Source organism: Rubrivirga sp., assembly GCF_965213695.1.
Lineage (GTDB): Bacteria > Bacteroidota > Rhodothermia > Rhodothermales > Rubricoccaceae > Rubrivirga.
Genome location: NZ_OZ243912.1, coordinates 98,228 through 115,518, shown reverse-complemented (window position 1 = coordinate 115,518; position 17,291 = coordinate 98,228). Strand labels below are relative to the sequence as shown.

Annotated in this window: 14 protein-coding genes; 11 read left to right on the top strand and 3 right to left on the bottom strand. The window is 72.4% G+C overall.

The genetic code is table 11. The features are described 5' to 3' along the window. Nucleotides 1-26: 26 nt before the first annotated feature. On the bottom strand, nt 27-1,235 hold the full coding sequence (locus ACOOHE_RS00525) for a hypothetical protein (protein ID WP_420455849.1): 1,209 nt from the start codon (nt 1,233-1,235) through the stop codon (nt 27-29). A 114-nt stretch (nt 1,236-1,349) separates the two neighbouring features. Between ACOOHE_RS00525 and ACOOHE_RS00520 the strand changes: the two genes are divergently transcribed. Next, the gene (locus tag ACOOHE_RS00520) at nt 1,350-2,474 is read left to right on the top strand and encodes a glycosyltransferase (RefSeq protein ID WP_420455848.1); all 1,125 of its coding nucleotides are present in this window, start codon (nt 1,350-1,352) and stop codon (nt 2,472-2,474) included. 106 nt (nt 2,475-2,580) lie between these two features. Continuing rightward, nucleotides 2,581-3,402 carry a class I SAM-dependent methyltransferase gene (locus ACOOHE_RS00515; RefSeq protein WP_420455847.1) on the top strand — a complete coding sequence of 274 codons (822 nt, stop codon included), beginning with the start codon at nt 2,581-2,583 and terminating at the stop codon, nt 3,400-3,402. On the opposite strand, the gene ACOOHE_RS00510 is transcribed toward ACOOHE_RS00515, so the two are convergent. Both ACOOHE_RS00510 and ACOOHE_RS00505 read right to left on the bottom strand, forming a co-directional pair. Beyond that, entirely contained in the window at nt 3,397-3,819 is a 423-nt protein-coding gene (locus tag ACOOHE_RS00510) for a type II toxin-antitoxin system VapC family toxin (protein WP_420455846.1), read from the bottom strand. The two genes, ACOOHE_RS00515 and ACOOHE_RS00510, sit on opposite strands and share 6 nt — an antisense overlap. Then, on the bottom strand, nt 3,806-4,015 hold the full coding sequence (locus ACOOHE_RS00505) for a hypothetical protein (RefSeq protein ID WP_420455845.1): 210 nt from the start codon (nt 4,013-4,015) through the stop codon (nt 3,806-3,808). Before ACOOHE_RS00505 ends, ACOOHE_RS00510 begins: the two co-directional genes overlap by 14 nt. A 357-nt stretch (nt 4,016-4,372) precedes the next feature. Here ACOOHE_RS00505 and ACOOHE_RS00500 point away from each other — a divergent pair, with 357 nt between their 5' ends. The 9 genes from ACOOHE_RS00500 (at nt 4,373) to ACOOHE_RS00460 (ending at nt 17,266) form a co-directional block, all read left to right on the top strand. Beyond that, a complete protein-coding gene (locus ACOOHE_RS00500; protein WP_420455844.1) occupies nt 4,373-7,165 on the top strand; it encodes a M16 family metallopeptidase in 2,793 nt (930 codons plus the stop codon). 310 nt (nt 7,166-7,475) lie between these two features. Continuing rightward, nucleotides 7,476-9,230 carry a CTP synthase gene (locus tag ACOOHE_RS00495; protein WP_420455843.1) on the top strand — a complete coding sequence of 585 codons (1,755 nt, stop codon included), beginning with the start codon at nt 7,476-7,478 and terminating at the stop codon, nt 9,228-9,230. A 197-nt stretch (nt 9,231-9,427) separates the two neighbouring features. Continuing rightward, a complete protein-coding gene (locus tag ACOOHE_RS00490; RefSeq protein WP_420455842.1) occupies nt 9,428-9,931 on the top strand; it encodes an NUDIX domain-containing protein in 504 nt (167 codons plus the stop codon). After that, complete coding sequence (locus ACOOHE_RS00485; protein WP_420455841.1) at nt 9,928-11,151, top strand: hypothetical protein; 1,224 nt, start codon at nt 9,928-9,930, stop codon at nt 11,149-11,151. Before ACOOHE_RS00490 ends, ACOOHE_RS00485 begins: the two co-directional genes overlap by 4 nt. Continuing rightward, nucleotides 11,138-11,821 (top strand): ATP-binding cassette domain-containing protein, encoded by a 684-nt coding sequence (locus ACOOHE_RS00480; RefSeq protein WP_420455840.1) that lies wholly within the window; start codon nt 11,138-11,140, stop codon nt 11,819-11,821. The genes ACOOHE_RS00485 and ACOOHE_RS00480 overlap by 14 nt, the downstream gene beginning before the upstream one ends. A 46-nt stretch (nt 11,822-11,867) precedes the next feature. Beyond that, nucleotides 11,868-12,575 carry an esterase/lipase family protein gene (locus ACOOHE_RS00475; protein WP_420455839.1) on the top strand — a complete coding sequence of 236 codons (708 nt, stop codon included), beginning with the start codon at nt 11,868-11,870 and terminating at the stop codon, nt 12,573-12,575. Nucleotides 12,576-12,948: 373 nt separating this feature from the next. Beyond that, nucleotides 12,949-15,246 carry a DUF4331 family protein gene (locus ACOOHE_RS00470; protein WP_420455838.1) on the top strand — a complete coding sequence of 766 codons (2,298 nt, stop codon included), beginning with the start codon at nt 12,949-12,951 and terminating at the stop codon, nt 15,244-15,246. 100 nt (nt 15,247-15,346) lie between these two features. Then, complete coding sequence (locus tag ACOOHE_RS00465; RefSeq protein ID WP_420455837.1) at nt 15,347-16,696, top strand: tetratricopeptide repeat protein; 1,350 nt, start codon at nt 15,347-15,349, stop codon at nt 16,694-16,696. Beyond that, entirely contained in the window at nt 16,697-17,266 is a 570-nt protein-coding gene (locus tag ACOOHE_RS00460; protein ID WP_420455836.1) for a hypothetical protein, read from the top strand. Nucleotides 17,267-17,291: the final 25 nt, after the last annotated feature.

Below are 17,291 nucleotides of genomic sequence, written 5' to 3'. Positions count from 1 at the left end.
TCCTCCAGCCACCGGGGCCGCGCGGGTCAGGGGCGGACGCGCACGACGAGCCCGTGGGCCGGGGTCGTCGCGAACGGGTCCGGGCCGGGGTCGAACGTGTAGCGGGCGTAGGTGTAGCGGAGATCGAACCGGCCGCCGAGCGCGTGGAGGTCCGGCCGGTCCGCCAGCGCGCCGACGAGTCGGAGCGCCCCGCCCGCGCTGATCGTGAAGCCCCACGAGTCCCGCTCGACAAAGGTGGCCCCCTCCATCGTCCCCGCGCTGAGCGCGACGGTCTCGCCGAGCGTCAGCCGGCCGGCGCGGCGGACGACCGCTTGGGAAGAGGGGTCGGCGCCCAGGAGGACGTTGGAGGCCGAGAGTCCGAACGCGGCCGCACCGGGGTCCTCGGCGCCGGTCAGGAACTCGGCCTCGACGGCCCGGAGCGGCGTCGCCGAGCGCTGGCGGACGTCGACGCCGGCGCGGAGGCTGATACCGGCCATCGCCTGCCGCTCGGGCTGGGCGAAGTAGCCGGACGGCGCGTCGCTCTCGGTCAGCCCGATCCCGAGGAGGGCGTACCCGAGCGTCACATCGATAACGCCCCGGACGCCGGCCGCCGTCGGCTCGGGCTGGAGCCACCGCCCGACTGGCGCCGTCACGTCGAGCCCGAGGTCGGCCACGAGCGCGCTCGCCCGCTCCCCGCCCGGCTCCGGGGCGAAGACGTCGAAGAGCGGGACGGACCGGAGCGACCGGCCCGCCACGCCCGCCCGGACCCGGACCGGCCCCTCGACGCCAACGCCCACGCCGAGCGAGACCGTGCGCTCCCAGTCGTGCTGGATCTCGTCGGCCGCAGGGAGCTCGGTCGGAAACCCGTCGGCGAGCGGGTCGAACACGGGCTGCCGGAACGACCCGTACGCGAGCCCGACGCCGACCGTGGCCGGCAGGCCCGCGAGCGTCGCCCGCCACCCGGCCGCGACGGCGCCGCCCGCGCTCTGGAGGTCGTCGGCCCCGAGCCAGTCGGTCAGCAGGTGGCCCGAGACGCGGACGCCGTCGCCGAAGCCGGCCAGGACCGCCGGGTTGTCGAGCATCCGCAGCGGGTCCTCGGTGTGGCCGAACGCGCCGGCCTCCGCGACCGCCTGGGCCTCGGCCGAGAGCGGGACGAACGGCGTGAGGTACGGGGACACAACGACCGTGAATCCCGGGTCAACGTCTTGGGCGAAGACACCGACTGCGAAGAGGAGCGAGAGGGCGAGCGCGCGCATCGTGCGAGAGGGAAGGACATGACGAACGTAAAGGACCGTCGCCTCGGCGTCGGGTCAGAAGGGCGCGCATACGCTCGGTGGTGCCCGAGGTCCGGGGGGGAGAGATCTTCCGACATGCGCATCACCCTCCTCGGCCCGGCGTGGCCGTACCGCGGCGGAATCGCCCACTTCCAGGCGGCGCTCGCGCGCGCGCTGGCGGTGCGCGGCCACGACGTCTCGGCCGTCACCTTCCGCCGCCAGTACCCCGAGCGACTGTTCCCCGGCACCACCCAGCTCGACGACGGACCGCCGCCGCCCGACCTCGCGCCCGCTGCCCAGCTCATCGACTCGCTCGACCCCCGCTCGTGGGTGCAAACGGCCCGGTACCTCGCCGACAGAGGAACGGAGGTGGCCGTGTTCATGCACTGGATGCCGTTCTTCGGCCCCGCGTTCGGCGTCATCGCGCGCCGACTCCGCAAGCGCGGCGTGACGGTCCTGGCCGTCGTCCACAACGCGATCCCGCACGAGCGGAGGCCGGGCGACCTCGTCCTCAGCCGGTTCGCGCTCGGCGCCTGCGACGGGCTGATCGCGATGAGCGACCAAGTCCGCGACGACCTCGGACGGCTCGGCGTCACGGCTCCTGTCCGCCAGGTGGCCCACCCGGCCTACGACGTATTCGGCGAGCCCGTCCCCCGACCCCACGCGCGAGCCACGCTCGGCCTGCCCGACGGCGTGCCGGTGTTCCTGTTCTTCGGCTTCATCCGCCGCTACAAGGGGCTCCACGTCCTGCTCGACGCCTGGGCCGACGTCCGCCGCCGCCTGCCCGACGCGCTCCTGGTGGTGGCCGGCGAGTTCTACGCCGACGAGGACGCGCTGAGGGCCCAGGCCGCCGGGCTCGACGGCGTCCGCCTCGACGCCGACTACATCCCGGACGACCGCGTCGGCCTGTACTTCGGCGCGGCCGACGTCGTGGTCCAGCCCTACGTCACGGCGACCCAGAGCGGCGTCGCCCAGATCGCGTTCCACTTTGGCCGCCCCGTGATCACGACCGACGTGGGCGGGCTGGCCGAGGGCGTCCCCGATGGCGTCGCCGGGCTCGTGGTCCCGCCCGAGGACCCCGGCGCGCTCGCCGACGCCCTCGGCCGGTTCGTCGACGAGGATCTCGGGCCGACGCTGGAGGCCGGCGCCCTTCGGCAGCGGACCTCGTGGGCCGGGCTGGCCGAGGCTGTCGAGTCGCTCGCCGGGCTCGGAGGGCGTTGAGGCTGAGACCTCGCGCTCGGCGACGGGCCCGAGTCTCCCCTTTCACGGAACCCGGCCGATCCGGCAGGGCGGCCCGGCGTACTCTGGCGCCTCCCCCGACCCGACCGTGGACTACGACCCCGTCAAGGACCGGCTCGGCGCCTTCTTTTGGAGGTCGCCCGCCCGCACGAAGGTGTTCTACCGGCTGCTCGACGCCGTCTTCCTGCGGTCGTGGTACGTCCGGCGCGCGCTCCGCCACCACGTCGCGGCGATGGGCGACCGGCCCGTCCGCGTGCTCGACGCTGGGACCGGGTTCGGTCAGTACGCCTACTGGCTCGTCGACACGTTCCCGAACGTGACCGTCACCGCGGTCGACATCAAGGACGACTACCTCGCGCGCGCCATGACGTTCATGGCCCGGACGCCCCACGCCGGCCGCGTCGCCTTCGAGAAGGCCGACTTGACGCTGCCGCTCGAGTACGCCGACACGTTCGACCTCGCGCTCTCGGTCGACGTGATGGAGCACATCGAGGACGACCGGGCCGTGTTCCGGAACGTCCGCGCGGCGCTGGCGCCCGGCGGCGTGTTCCTCGTCAACACGCCGAGCGACCAGGGGGGGAGCGGCGTGACCGAGACGGGCGAGGAGAGCTTTATCGGCGAGCACGTCCGCGACGGGTACCCGCTGGCGGAGCTGACGGAGAAGCTGGAGACGGCCGGGCTCGAGGTGGTCGAGACGGCCTACACGTACGGCCCGGTCGGCTCGGCGGCGTGGCGGCTGCTGGTGAAGTGGCCGATCCAGATGCTCTCCGCCAGCCGGTGGCTGACGCCGCTCGTCGCCGCGTACTACGTCCCGGCCGGGCCGGTCGGGCTGGCGCTCAACGCCGTCGACCTCCGCCGCGACAACGCGACCGGGACCGGGCTCCTCGTGACCTCACGACGACCGCTATAGAGCGGACTCCCGCATCAACACATGGAAGCCCGCCTGCTCGAAGTGGGCATCGGTCGTGAGCGCGTCGTTCAGATCCTCCTCTCGCATGACGACGAACGAGAGGCAGTCGACGAGTCCCCACGTCTTGTCCGAATGGGAGGCGTAGAGGGCCAGCGCGTCTTTGAACCGTCGGGCATCGGTGGAGAGAACCGTCACGTTCTCCGACGAACGGAACAAGCGGATGATGGCCGCCGCCTCAGCCCGGTGTGACCGAGACAGCGAGTTGCCGATCTCGAAGAGGACCGCGTTGGTGGTGACGAGTGGGGAGCCCTCGAAGCGGAGCGACAGGGCGACGGCCATCGGATGAAACTGGTCCTGGCGGCTGACGAGCGCCAGGACATACGCGGTGTCGACAAAGAGCGGGCTACGGCTCGGCATCGAACCCAGAAGCGTAGGCGTCGTGGTTTGCCGCCAGGTCGTCCGGGCCGTCGATCTGGATGGACCGGAGCCGGGCCATGACCCCGGCCTCGGCCGGCTTGCGGTCCGTCAGCCGATGGATCGTGTCGAGGAGGACGCTGAGGTCGGCGTCGCTGAGGCCGTCGAGCTCGGCGACGATCTGGTCTTTGCGGCTCATGGCGGTCGAGGAAAGGCTCCAGGGCCACAGTCTACGAACGCGCCGAAGGCTCTCCGCCGGACACAGCATGTTGCAGCAGGGCGAGCACGTTCGCGGCGAGCGGCTCGGAGACGGGTTCGGAGGATGGGGTGTGGGCGGATGGGAGTGGATTCCACCCACACCCCGGGCCACACTGCCGGCTCCGGCTCGCGGACTGGAGAGCGCGCTCGCTGCATGTTTCAGCGGCCGGGCTGACCTCCCCTTAGGTTTCCACCGGGGTTGGCCGTTGGCGTTGATGAGCGTGGGGACGTCGCGTATCCTCGACGAGGACTCAACAGGAGTCCCTGGCCGAATCCATCCGTCCACCACCCGGGTCCGATGCGCCGTTTCCTTCTCCTCGTGCTCACCGCCGTCGCGAGCGTCGCCGCGTCGGCCCAGCCGGAGCCGCTCCCGTTCGACCCCGCCGTGCGGCAGGGGGTGCTCGACAACGGGCTCCGCTACACCATCCGGGCCAACACCGAGCCCGAGGGCCGCGCCGAGCTCCGGCTCGCGGTCGACGCCGGGAGCACGCTCGAAGACGAGGACCAGCGCGGGCTGGCCCACTTCGTCGAGCACATGGCGTTCAACGGGACCGAGCGCTTTGAAGAGCCCGAGCTCGTCCGCTACCTCGAGTCCGTCGGGACGCGGTTCGGGCCCGACCTCAACGCCTACACGTCGTTCGACGAGACGGTCTACATGCTCCAGGTCCCGACCGACTCGGCCGACGTGTTCGCGACCGGGCTCGACGTGCTGAGGGAGTGGGCCGGCCGGATCACCCTCGCCGACTCGGCCGTCGAGCGCGAGCGCGGCGTGGTCCTCGAAGAGTGGCGGCTGCGCCGCGGCGCGGGCGAGCGGATGCAGCGGGTCCAGTTCCCCATCCTCTACGCCGGCTCGCGCTACGCCGAGCGCCTGCCGATCGGCCTGCCCGAGGTGATCCAGAACGCGCCGACCGAGGCGCTCCGACGGTTCTACGACGACTGGTACCGGCCCGACCTCATGGCCGTCGTCGTCGTGGGCGACGTGGACGTGGACGCCGTCGAGGCCATGATCCGCGAGCGGTTCGCCGACCTCGACGCGCGGGGCGACTCGCCCGAGCGCGAGACGTTCGCCGTGCCCGGCCACGACGACACGCGGTACGCCATCGCGACCGATCCCGAGGCGCCCCAGACCGTCGTCCAGATCCTCTACAAGCGCCCGCCGACGCGGACGCGGACGGCCGCCGACGCCCGGGCCGACTTGGTTAACGACCTGTTCTTCTCCGCCTTGCGGTCGCGCCTGGACGAGATCCGCCAGACGCCGGGCGCCCCGTTCGCCTTCGCGTTCGTCGGCAGCGGCGGCGGGCTCAGGACGCTCGATGAGGCGTACCTCGTCGCGCTCGTCGCCGAGAACCGGATCGCCGACGCCGCGCGCGTGCTCGTGACCGAGGCCGAGCGCGCCCGCCGGTTCGGCATCACGGCGACGGAGATCGAGCGCGAGAAGGCCGAGCTGGTCCGCCGCCTCCAGTCGGCCGTCGCCGACCGGGACGACCAGCCCAGCCGCCAGCTCGCGGGGGCCTACGTCCGGTCGTTCTTGCGAGACGAGCCCGTCGTGTCGCCCGAGGCGCGGCTGGCGCTCGCCGAGCGGTTCCTCCCGACGATCACGCTCGACGAGGTCAACGCGACGGCCGAGGAGCTCGTCGACGACCGGAACCGCGTCGTCATGGTCAGCGCGCCCCAGCGCGACGACCTCGCCGTGCCGACCGACGCCGAGCTCGCGGCCGCCCTCGCGAGCGTCGCCGACGCCGAGCTGGAGCCCTACGACGACGCCACCATCGACGGCCCCCTCGTGGCCGAGCCGCCGACGCCGGGCACGGTCGTCGAGACGACGACGGACGACGCCCTCGGCACGACCACCTGGACGTTGTCGAACGGCGCCCGCGTCATCCTCAAGCCGACCGACTTCAAGGCTGACGAGGTGCTGCTCTCTGCCACGAGCCCCGGCGGCACGTCGCTCTTGGACGCCGACGAGCTGTACGTGGCCGGCGGGGCGGCCGGCTACGTCGGTCAGTCGGGCGTCGGCGCGTTCGACCAGGTCGCGCTCGGGAAGGCGCTCTCGGGCCGGCTCGTGAGCCTCAGCCCCGTGATCTCGGACGAGGACGAGGGGTTCCGGGGCAGCGCGGCACCGGCCGACCTGGAGACGCTCTTCCAGCTCGTCCACCTGTACGCGACGGCGCCGCGCCGCGACCCCGACGCCTTCCGGGCGTCGCTCGACCAGACGCGCGCCATCTTGAGCAACCAGGTGGCCTCGCCGCGCGTGGCGTTCAGCGACACGCTCCGCGCGACGTTGGCCAACGGCGACCCCCGCTCGCGGACGCTCTCGGAGTACCTCGCCGGCCTGGACCGGGCCGACCTCGACCAGGCGTTCGCGTTCTACCAAGACCGCTTCGCCGACGCCTCGGACTTCACGTTCCTGCTGGTCGGCGCGTTCGAGCCGGAAGCCGTCCGCCCGCTCGTCGAGACGTACCTCGCCTCGCTCCCGTCGACGGGTCGGGAGGAAAAGGCCCGCTACTTCGACATCGCGCCGCCGCCGGGCGTGGTCGAGAAAACGGTCCGGGCCGGCGTCGAGCCCCAGGCCCAGGTGGCCATCGTGTTCCACGGGCCCTACGACGCCGAGGACCGCGTCAAGCGGGTCGAGCTCTCGGCCATGGGCGACGTGCTCTCGAAGGCGCTCCGCGAGGAGCTGCGCGAGGACCGCGGCGGCGTCTACGGCGTCGGCGTCAACGTGATCGCGAACCGCGAGACGTCGGGCCGCTCCCAGGTCCGCATCTCGTTCGGGGCCGACCCCGAGCGCGTCGAGGAGCTGGTGGCCGCCGTGTTCGAGCAGGTCGAGGCGTTGAAAAACGGCGACGTGACGGCTGACCACCTCGCGGCCTACCAGGAGCAGCAGCGCCGAGGCCGCGAGACGAACCTCCAGCAGAACCCGTACTGGGTGGGCGTGCTCACCGAGTCGGCCCGCCGCGACGAGCCGCCGGCCGACACCCTCGCCGAGGCCGACCTCGCCGCCGCGGTCACCATGGCCGACGTCCAGGCGACGGCGCGCGAGGCGCTCGACACCGACCGCTACGTCCGCGTGACGCTGCTGCCGGTGGAGTAGGCCCACCATGCATGTGTCCCTACTCGCTGTAGAGGCGAGGGGGTGAACGTCCAGACCTGCCGCATCCCCCCCCACTTGTCATCCTGAGCGCAGCGAAGGATCTCACCGCCGACGTTCTGAGCCGTCCGAACCGGCGTCGGCCGGCTTGAGACCCCGAGTTGAGATCCTTCACGTCCGTTCAGGATGACGTGAATGGGGGATCGGAGCCTGTGGCCGGGAGGACGCGATCTCCCTGGATGAAAGTCTGGGCGGAGGCGTCGCCCGGCCCGTCGGCCCGTAGCTTTCTGGGCGAGCGTCCACCCCTCCGCCGATGCCCGCCGACCCCGCCGTCAAGTTCCTCTTCGTGACCGGCGGCGTGACGTCGTCGCTGGGCAAGGGGATCGTCTCCGCCAGCCTGGGCCGGCTGCTCGAAGCGCGGGGCCTGCGGGTCACGATCCAGAAGTTCGACCCCTACATCAACGTCGACGCGGGGACGATGAACCCGTTCGAGCACGGCGAGGTCTACGTCACCGACGACGGGGCCGAGACGGACCTCGACCTGGGCCACTACGAGCGCTACCTCGGCGTGCCGATGTCGCAGGCCAACAACGTGACCACGGGCCGCGTCTACTCGGGCGTGATCGCGAAGGAGCGGGCCGGCGCCTACCTCGGCAAGACGGTCCAAGTCGTGCCCCACGTGATCGACGAGATCAAGGGCTGGATGCGGCGGCTCGCCGAGACCGGCGACTACGACGTCATCATCACCGAGGTCGGCGGCACGGCCGGCGACATCGAATCGCTCCCGTACCTCGAGGCCATCCGCCAGCTCTCGCTCGAGGAGGGGCGCGAGAACACGGCGCTCGTCCACTTGACGCTCGTCCCGTACCTCGCCGCCGCCGGCGAGCTCAAGACGAAGCCGACCCAGCACTCGGTCAAAACCCTCCAGAGCTACGGGCTCCAGCCGGACGTGTTGGTCGCGCGGACGGAGCACCCCTTGCCCCAGGACGTCCGCCGCAAGATCGGCCTGTTCTGCAACGTGGGCCCGGAGGCCGTGATCGAGGCGCTCGACGCCGAGTCGATCTACGAGGTCCCGCTGCTCTTGCGCGAACAGAAGCTCGACGAAGTCGTGCTGAAGCGTCTCCGCCTGGACGCCGCGCTCGATGTCGACCCGACGGCCGACCTCGAGGACTGGGTCGAGTTCTTGCGCCGGCTCAAGGCGCCCGAGGGCCAGGTCACGGTCGCGCTCGTCGGGAAGTACGTCGAGCACCAGGACGCCTACAAGTCGATCTCGGAGAGCCTGCTGCTGGCGGCGGCCAAGAATGGCGTCCAGGTCGAGGTCCGCAGCGTGCTCTCGGACGACGTGACGGCCGCCAACGTGGCCGAGACGCTCGACGGCGTCTCCGGCATCCTGGTCGCGCCCGGCTTCGGCGACCGCGGCATCGACGGCAAGATCGAGGCGGTCCGGTGGGCGCGCGAGACCGGCGTCCCGTTTTTCGGCATCTGCCTGGGGATGCAGGTGGCCACCATCGAGTTCGCCCGCCACGTGGCCGGGCTCGCGGACGCCCACTCGACCGAGTTCGAGCCCGACACGCCGGCCCCGGTCATCTCGATGATGGCCGAGCAGAAGACGGTGACCGACAAGGGCGGGACGATGCGGCTCGGGGCCTACACCTGCGCGCTCGGCGAGGGCACGCTCGCCCGCGAGGTATACGGCGGCACCGACGCGGTCCAGGAGCGCCACCGCCACCGCTACGAGGTCAACAACGACCTTCGCTATCGGTTGAGGGAGGCCGGGCTCGTGTTCTCGGGGATGAACCCGGACCGCGACCTGGTCGAGATCATCGAGTTGCCGCGGCCGGACGCCGGCGGCGACGGGGCGGCGGACTTGGCGCACCCGTGGTTCGTCGGCGTCCAGTTCCACCCGGAGTACCGCTCGCGCGTCCGGGAGCCGCACCCGCTGTTCGTCCACTTCGTCCGCGCGGCGGTGGCCCATGCCCAGGCCGGCGGCACGTTCGACGCGCCGACTCAGCCGAGCCGGACCCGCAAGGTCCGCCGGGCGACGGCCCGGGTGCTGGCGGAGAAGTAGGCTCGTGGGCAGAGGGAAGGGCCGCCGGGGCGGCTCGCGAGCATCCCGTACGGACACGACTTGTCGTGTCCCTGCCGAGCACGGTGTCGCTGGCGGACACGATGAATCGTGTCCCTACGGTAAGGCCGCCGTATCGGCGCTGGCGGTCGCGTGCGGCCGGCCGGAGATTCCACCCGTCCACCCCCGTCTACCCGTCCGTGACCGACCGTATTCCTGACCGCCTCGTCGGCCACGTCCGCGTCCGCGTGGGAGCGCTGGTGTTTGACGACCCGGCGGCGCCGACGGCAGTCCTGCTGGCCGAGCACGGCGGGCTGTGGGAAGACCGGCCGTTTTGGACGCCGCCTGGCGGAGGCGTCGAGTTCGGCGAGCCGCTGGCCGACGCGCTCCGTCGCGAGGTGGCCGAGGAGACTGGCCTGGCGGTCGAGGTGGGCGAGGTCCGCTACGTGCTCGACTTCGTCCGCCCGCCGCTCCACGCCGTCTCGCTCTACGCCGAGTGCCGCGCGCCGGACTTGTCGAAGGCGCAGCTCGGCCGCGACCCCGAGCTGGCCGACGACGACCAACTGCTGCGGTCGCTCCGCTGGGTCCCGTTCGACGAGTTGAGCCGCCTCACCGTCTACCCCGAGCCGTTCGTCGGCCGGCTGGCGGCGGACGCCCGCGCTGGGTTCCCCGAGGGGACCGTCTACCTGGGCACGTTCCGGTGAGCGCCGTCCTCCCGGGGTCTCAGAGCGTAGCCGGTCGCTGGGCGCGCGTGGGCGGGTGGATGGCGGTGGCCATCGCGCTGGGCGCCCTCGCGGCGGTCGCCAGCGACGGCGCCGGCCCAGCCGAGCGGGCGCGGATGGTGCGCTACGTCGGCATCCTGGGGTCGGCGGGTGTCGCCGTCGGCGTGCTGCACGCGCTGTACCCGTCGCCGGTGGCCGAACGGCTCCAACTCTCGAACCCCGGCCCGGCGCGGTTGCTGCGGCACCAGCTCGGCCGGTGGGCGCCGATCCCGCTCGTGCTGGCGGTGCCGGCCGCCGTGATCGCGGGGACGGCAGGGGACGGGGTGCTGGCCGTCGAGGGCGTGGCGTCCGCGCTCGCGCTGGGGCTCTACGCCTTCGCCCGCGTCGCCGGGCTCGGGCCGACGGTGCGGGCCTGGGAGCGGGGGGAAGCGGGCGGCTGGTACCGCGCGGTCTACACGTGGTCGCCGCCGATCCGCTACGCCGTGCCGGACCCGATGGTGCCGGGCCTCAACCGGACCGCCGAGGTGTTCGTCGTCGGCGCCGTGCTGTCGGTCGTGGGCCAGGCCATCGGGAGCGGGCCGGCAACGCTCGTCGCGCCGCTCGTCCTGCTGGCGGTCTCGGCCGGTCTCCTCCTCCGCTTGCGGCCGGCGTTCGATCGCGCGTTCTGGACGTCGCACGGCGTCTGGGCCGACGCCTTCCGCCAGGTCGAGCGGGTCGACGGGCGCGAGCCGATCCGCTACGACGCCGTGTACTGGGCACCGCGCGCGCTCCGGCCGGCCGTCTGGGCAGGGCTCGTGTCGATGGACCGCCGGCTCCCCCTCGGCCGGGTCGCCGCGCTCGGGCTCGGGCTCGTCGCCGTCGTCCACCTGGTCGAGGCCGGCGCGGGCGTCGAGGCGGCGGCGCTGGCCCTCGCGGTGCTCGGCCTCAACGGAGCCGTCGCGCTCACGGCCGACGACCGGGTGCTGCCGGCCGAGGCCACGGCCCGAACAGGCGGCGGCGCCCGGTGGAGCGCCGCGCGGTTCCTGATGAACGTCCGCTGGCTGCCGCCACTCGTCGCCGTCCTTCTGCTGCTCGTCTGGCTCGCCGACCTGGGCTGGGCCACGGTCGCCGCGTGGACGGCCATCGATCTCGGCGTCGCCGCGCTCAGCGCCGGTCTTGTCACGTTCGTCGCCCGTCTCCGCTTGCGCCGTGCTCTCGCCTGATCTCGCCTCGCTGCTCACCGTCGCCCCCGGCCGTCAGCGTCCGCTCGCGGTCGAGGACGTGACCAAGCGGTACCTGTTCGGGCCCATCGTGCTGCGCGGGCTGAGCCACACGTTCGCGCCCGCCACGGCGACGGCGCTCGTCGGGCCGAACGGGTCGGGCAAGTCCACGTTGCTCCGAGTGCTCTCCGCGCTCAGCCCGTCGACGGCGGGGCGCGTCCGCTACGACGATCTCGACGTCCACGCCCAACCGCACGCTTTCCTGGCCGACGTCGGCGTGGTTCACGACCGGCCGGACCTGCCGGGCTACCTCACGGGCGTCGAGACGCTGGAGTGGATCGCGCGCGAGCGCGGCGTCTGGGACGACGCGGCGCCGGCTCGGCACGCGGCGCTCTTCGACGCCGTCCACCTAGACGAGCGCCGCCACGCCCTCACTCGGACCTACTCGGCCGGGATGACGCGCAAGGCCCAGCTCGCCGCGGCTCTGTGCGGCGCCCCGGCCGTGCTGCTGCTCGACGAGCCGTTCCGCGCCCTCGACACCGACGCGACCGAGGCGGCGCTCGGCCTGCTCGCGGCGTTCCGCGACGGCGGCGGGCTCGTCGTCCTGTCGAGCCACCGCGCCGACTTGCTGGACCGCCTGTGCGACGCCCGCCTCGACCTGGGGACGATCTAGTCCGTTCGTACCAGACCGCCCGCGCCCGTCGCCCGTAGGGTCCGGCATGAAGCTCGCCGCCTGCCTCGCCACCCTGCTCATCTTGCTCAGCGCGTGCGGAACGGCCCGCCCGCCGTCCGAGCCGCGCGAGCTGGTCGTACTCGTCCACGGGATGGGGCGGACGCCGCTGTCGATGGCGCCGCTCGCCGTCTCGCTCCGGCGGGCCGGCTACCGCGTGCTCAACGTCGGCTACGACAGCCAGGGGCCGAGCGTGGCCGAGATCGGGGCGGCCGTCGGCGTGGAGGTCGAGGAGGCCTTGGGCGAGGAGCCCGCGTCCCAGGTCCACTTCGTGGGCCACAGCCTGGGGACCGTCGTGATCCGGTGGCTCCTGGTGAACGACCCGCCCGACGCGGTGGGCCGGGCCGTCCTGCTCGCCCCGCCCAACCAGGGCTCGCGCCAGGCCGACCGGTTCGCGCGGTGGGCCGGGTGGGCGCTCCCCCCGATCCGCGAGCTCCGGACGACGGGCGGGACGGCCGTCGACCTGGGGGCGCCGTCGGGCGTCGACGTCGCTGTGATCGCGGGCGACCGCGATGGGAAGGTGGCCGTCGCCGAGACGTGCCTCGACGGCGCGGCCCACGCCGTGGTCCCGTCGGGTCACACGGTCCTGATGATGCGGCCCCGAGTGATGCGGCGCGTGCGGTCGTTCCTCGACACGGGCGACCTCGTCGGCGCGTCGGACGCCGCGTGCGTCCTCTCCGCTCGCGGGACCGGGTGACGCCGCGTCCGCTGACGGCCTCGCGGGACGAGGGAAGAGAGAGCGGGACGCCGGCTCACCCCATGCTCCCCGGATCCAGAGCGGAGGCCCCTCAAGACGTAGTCGGTCGGGTTGCGGGCCTGGCAGGTCTTTGTTTTTGCCCCGTGGCGCCCGCCTCGCTTTCCCGGAGCGCAGTAGTCTCCCCCAAGTCCATAAGCCTCAAGTCCATCAACACGTCCGAGCCTGGCGCTTCGGGAGGGGATGAGGACGGGTCGACGGGGCGTTGTCCTACCTCCGACTGGGAACGGGGGGCGTATGTTGGGGGTGCCAGGGGGTGCCGAACACCCTGGCCTTTCTCGGTGCTCACTTTCATCTCCTCCTTCCACCCCGCCTTATGACTCCCTTGCGCACGCTCCTTACGGGCGCCGCGGCGGCCGGCTTGATCCTCGGCGCCGGTTTGCTCGCCCCCCCGTTCTCCGACGCCTCCAGCCACCGAGAGGCCCCACTCATCGCCGACGACCCGCTGGCCGACAACACGGACGTCTACGCGTTCCGGGACCCGAACGACGAGGACAGCATCGTCCTGATCGCCAACTACATCCCGCTGGCGCTCCCGGAGGGAGGGCCGAACTTCTCGCACTTCGGCGAGAACATCCGGTACGAGATCCACGTCAAGAACCAGACGTCGGCCGGCGCGCTCGGATCGGCGACCGACGACATCACCTACCGGTTCACGTTCGAGCGGGTCAACGAGGACCCGACGACGTTCTTCAACATCCGGCTGGGCAAGGAGAACCTCAACACGAGCTACACGCTCGAGAAGAGCACGGACGGCGGCATGTCGTTCCAGACGATCGTGACCGACGGCAAGACGCCGCCGGCCAACATCGGCCCGCGCTCGATTGAGGCGGCCCCCGGTCTCGGCACGACCTACGAGCAGCTCACCCAGGACGCCATCATGACGGCGACGACCGGTGAGACCGTGTTCGCCGGCCCCCGCGACGACCCGTTCTTCGTCGACCTCGGCGGCATCTTCGACCTGGGCGGCGTCCGCGACCAGTTCGGCGAGGACCCGTCGAACCCGGACAACGCCCGCGACGCCGTCGCCGGATTCAACACGCACGCGCTCGTCATCAAGGTGCCGATCTCGATGCTCCAGAAGGACGGGATGGAGGCGCCGGACGCCGACGACGACTCGGACGACGAGGAGAACGGCGCGAACTCGATCCTCGACCCCAACTTCGTGATCGGCGTCTGGGCCTCGGCCTCGCGCCCGCAGTTCGTGAGCCTGTCCTCGGACCCGCAGAACCCGACCCCGCAGGTCTCCGGCAACTTTATCCAGGTCTCGCGCCTGGGCATGCCGCTGACGAACGAGGCCATCATCCCGATCGGGATGAAGGACTACTGGAACTACACGTCGCCCTACTCGGAGGACGAGCAGGACTTCATCCAGTACTTCGCCAACCCCGAGCTCGGCCTCTACATGGGCAACGGCCAGTTCGGGCCGGCCGTCCCGGGCCTGAGCGATGACCTGGTGATCCAGGCCAACGCGCTCGCCGGCGTCTTCGGCGACCTCGACGGCGACGGGAACGCCGGGTTCAACTTCAACACCAACTTCGTTGGGGAGGAGACCGACTTCGACGGGCTCTACGACATCGTCGAGGCCATCGTGGCCGGCGACGTGCCGGCCTCGTTCGTGGCCGGGACCGCCTTCGACGACTCGGTCGCCCCGCTCCGCCCACTCGGCAACGGCAGCGTGACCGCGCTCGCGGGCAACAACCAGCCCCGGCTCGCGGACATCTTCCCGATCTTCTACTTCGGCGTCCCGAACCTGGCCCCGTACCAGTTGGTGACCGGCAAGACGGGCGGCAACCCGCTCACGCCGGGCAAGCCGTTCATCCACAACTTCCTGCCCATCACCCAGACGCCCGACGGCGGCCTGTGGGGCGGTGACATGTTGCGGCTGAACATGGCGACCCCGACGACGGACCGGGACTCGGACGAGTTCACGAACTGGGCCCGGCTCGGCCTCATCCGCGCGGCGGCCATCGGCCTCACCGTGGCGGACTTCGCCAACACCGACCTCCAGTTCCTCCCCCACATGGACGGCTTCCCGAACGGGCGCCGCCTGGAGGACGACGTGACGGGCATCGAGCTCCAGGCCGTTGGCGGCCTGGTCCTGACGGCCGTCGGCGTCCTGGAGGACGACTACACCGGCGCCGACTACATGGGCGGCCTGGTGACGCCGCAGACGCTGGAGGAGCTCGCGTTCATCGCCGGCCCGACCATGAACGACATCCCGCTCCGGGACGACTTCCCGTACCTCGCCAACCCCCACCGGGGCTACGACTACGTGAAGCAGCTGACGGCCGACCCGCCGCGGGCCAACTTCCCGACGTCGGGCCGGCTGGGCCTGGGCGTGCCCTCGGGGATGATCCTCGACCAGAGCTTCCCGAACCCGTCCGCCGCTGGGTCGACGGTCCGGTTCCAGCTCCCGCGCTCGGGCACGGTGCGCTTGGACGTCTACGACGTCCAGGGCCGCCGCGTCCAGACGCTGGCCGACCGGGACTTCCAGCCCGGCACCCACAACCTCCGGTGGGACACGTCGTCACTCGCGGCCGGCACCTACCTCTACCGCCTGATGGTGGACGGGGAGCTGGTGGCCACGAAGCGGGCGACCGTCGTCCGCTAGCGGGCACGTAGACACCCAGCCGACGGCCCCGCCGACGGCGCCTCTGGGGGGCGGAGCCACGCGCTCCGCCCCCCTTCTTTTGAATCGACCGACTGACTCGATGACCCCCCGTACCGCTCGCATTCTCGCCGTCGCCCTGGTGGTCGCCGCCATCGGCGTCGTCGCCTGGATGTGGACCTCGCGCGAGGAGCCGCCGCTCCCCAACGACCTGGCGCAGGTGGCGCCCGGCGACCGCTTCGACAACGCGGAGGCCGCCGTCGAGTACTACCGCGCCGTGCTCCGCCGCGACCCCGACGGCGTCGAGCCCCGCGTCCGCCTGGCGCACGCTCTGATGCAACTCGGGGAGGAGCGCGGAACCCAGACCGAGACGGTCCCCGAGGCCCGTCAGCTCCTCGAGGAGGCCGTCGAGCGCGAGCCGGACCACTACTACGCCCGGACGCTCCAGGCGTCGCTGTTCAACGTGCTCCACCGGTTCGAGGACGCCCGCGACCTGTCGCGCGAGCTGCTCGCGGAGTACCCGCACCACGCCTTCGTCCACGGCACGCTCATCGACGCGCTCGTCGAACTGGGCGAGTACGACCAGGCCGTCGAGGCGTCGGACCGGCTCCAGGCGCTCAAGCCGGGCCTGCCGGCCTACTCGCGCGCCAGCTACCTCCGCGAGCTCCACGGCGACACCGACGGCGCCATCGAGGCCATGCGGTTCGCCGCCGACGCCGCGCCGTCCGGCCGCCCCGAGCGGGCATGGGCCCTCTACCAGCTCGCCAACCTGTACCTCGGCGCGGCCAAGCCGGACACGGCGGCCTACATCTTCCAGGGCATCCTGGAGGAGCGGCCCGGGTTCGCGCCCGCGCTCGCGGGCCTCGGCCACGTCGCGCTCGTGAAGGGCGACGCGACGGAGGCCGTCCGCCAACTCGAAGAGGCCCGGGCGCTCCAGCCGCTCGAAGTGATCGACGAGCTGCTGGTGGAGGCGTACACCGCCGTCGGCGACGAGCGGAAGGCCGAGGCCGCCGCCGGCCGCGTCCACGAGGCTTTGCTGGCGGCGCGCGAGATGGGCGAGATCGTCGACATGGAGGAGGCGGACTTCTTGATCGACCAGGGCCGCGACCTCGACCGGTCGCTCCAGATGGCGCGCGAGCAGCAGGCCCGTCGGCCGGGCCACCTCCACGCCAACGAGACCTACGCCTGGGCCCTCCTCCACACGGGCGATGCCCAGGCCGCCGTCCCGTACATCGAACGGGCGATGCGGCTCGACACGGGCGACGCGATGGTCCACTACCGCGCCGCGCGGATCTACGAAGCGGCCGGCCAGCCGGACGTCGCGGCCCGCCACCTCCGGCTCGCGCTCGACGGCCACCTCGAGGTCGAGAGCCCGAGCACGGCGGCCGAGGCGCGGACGCTGCTGGCGTCGCTCGATGGCACGCCGATCCGGGCCGCCAGCGCCACGCGCTAGATGACTCGCTCCACCCGGACGGTAACCCGACAGACCCGCGCGCTGCGCGGGGCGCTCGCGGTCGCCGTCCTGGCGGGGTACCTCGCGGCGTGGGGCGGGACCTCTGCCGGCCACGGCTGGCGGCTCGCGCCGCACCTCGCGCTCGACCACGCTCGGCCAGCGGTGCCGGCAGCGCCCCACGTGCTCGGCGACACCGCGCCTGGTCTCGGTGTTCTCCCGACGCTCCGGCCGGACGCGGGCCACACCCACGGCGGTCGCGCCCACTCGCACGGACACGGGGAGGCGCACGGCCACGCGCCGGACCCGGACGTCTTCCCGGCGGGGAGGCCCGTCCTGGCCGACGACACCGGCGGGCTCCACGAGCACGACGGCGTCCTCCACAGCCACCGCGAGCCTCCGCCCGAGCCGGCCGTTCTCGTGACGGTCGCGGTTGACAAACACCGGTTGCCGGCGACGCCCGTCGTCCCGGCGCCCCCGCCCCCGACGGTCGCCGATCTTGGCGACGGGACAGTGGCTCTCGAGTCCATCGGGTCCTCGGTAGAGACGCCGCCGCCGATCCGGCGCGGCTAGGCGAGCGCCCCGACGGCGCTCTTGG

Bases quoted from the DNA above. Each gene is read 5' to 3' on its own strand.
- ACOOHE_RS00525 (WP_420455849.1), bottom strand. From the start codon at position 1,235: ATGCGCGCGCTCGCCCTCTCGCTCCTCTTCGCAGTCGGTGTCTTCGCC.
- ACOOHE_RS00520 (WP_420455848.1), top strand. From the start codon at position 1,350: ATGCGCATCACCCTCCTCGGCCCGGCGTGGCCGTACCGCGGCGGAATC.
- ACOOHE_RS00510 (WP_420455846.1), bottom strand. From the start codon at position 3,819: ATGCCGAGCCGTAGCCCGCTCTTTGTCGACACCGCGTATGTCCTGGCG.
- ACOOHE_RS00505 (WP_420455845.1), bottom strand. From the start codon at position 4,015: ATGAGCCGCAAAGACCAGATCGTCGCCGAGCTCGACGGCCTCAGCGAC.
- ACOOHE_RS00500 (WP_420455844.1), top strand. From the start codon at position 4,373: ATGCGCCGTTTCCTTCTCCTCGTGCTCACCGCCGTCGCGAGCGTCGCC.
- ACOOHE_RS00495 (WP_420455843.1), top strand. From the start codon at position 7,476: ATGCCCGCCGACCCCGCCGTCAAGTTCCTCTTCGTGACCGGCGGCGTG.
- ACOOHE_RS00475 (WP_420455839.1), top strand. From the start codon at position 11,868: ATGAAGCTCGCCGCCTGCCTCGCCACCCTGCTCATCTTGCTCAGCGCG.
- ACOOHE_RS00470 (WP_420455838.1), top strand. From the start codon at position 12,949: ATGACTCCCTTGCGCACGCTCCTTACGGGCGCCGCGGCGGCCGGCTTG.
- ACOOHE_RS00465 (WP_420455837.1), top strand. From the start codon at position 15,347: ATGACCCCCCGTACCGCTCGCATTCTCGCCGTCGCCCTGGTGGTCGCC.
- ACOOHE_RS00460 (WP_420455836.1), top strand. From the start codon at position 16,697: ATGACTCGCTCCACCCGGACGGTAACCCGACAGACCCGCGCGCTGCGC.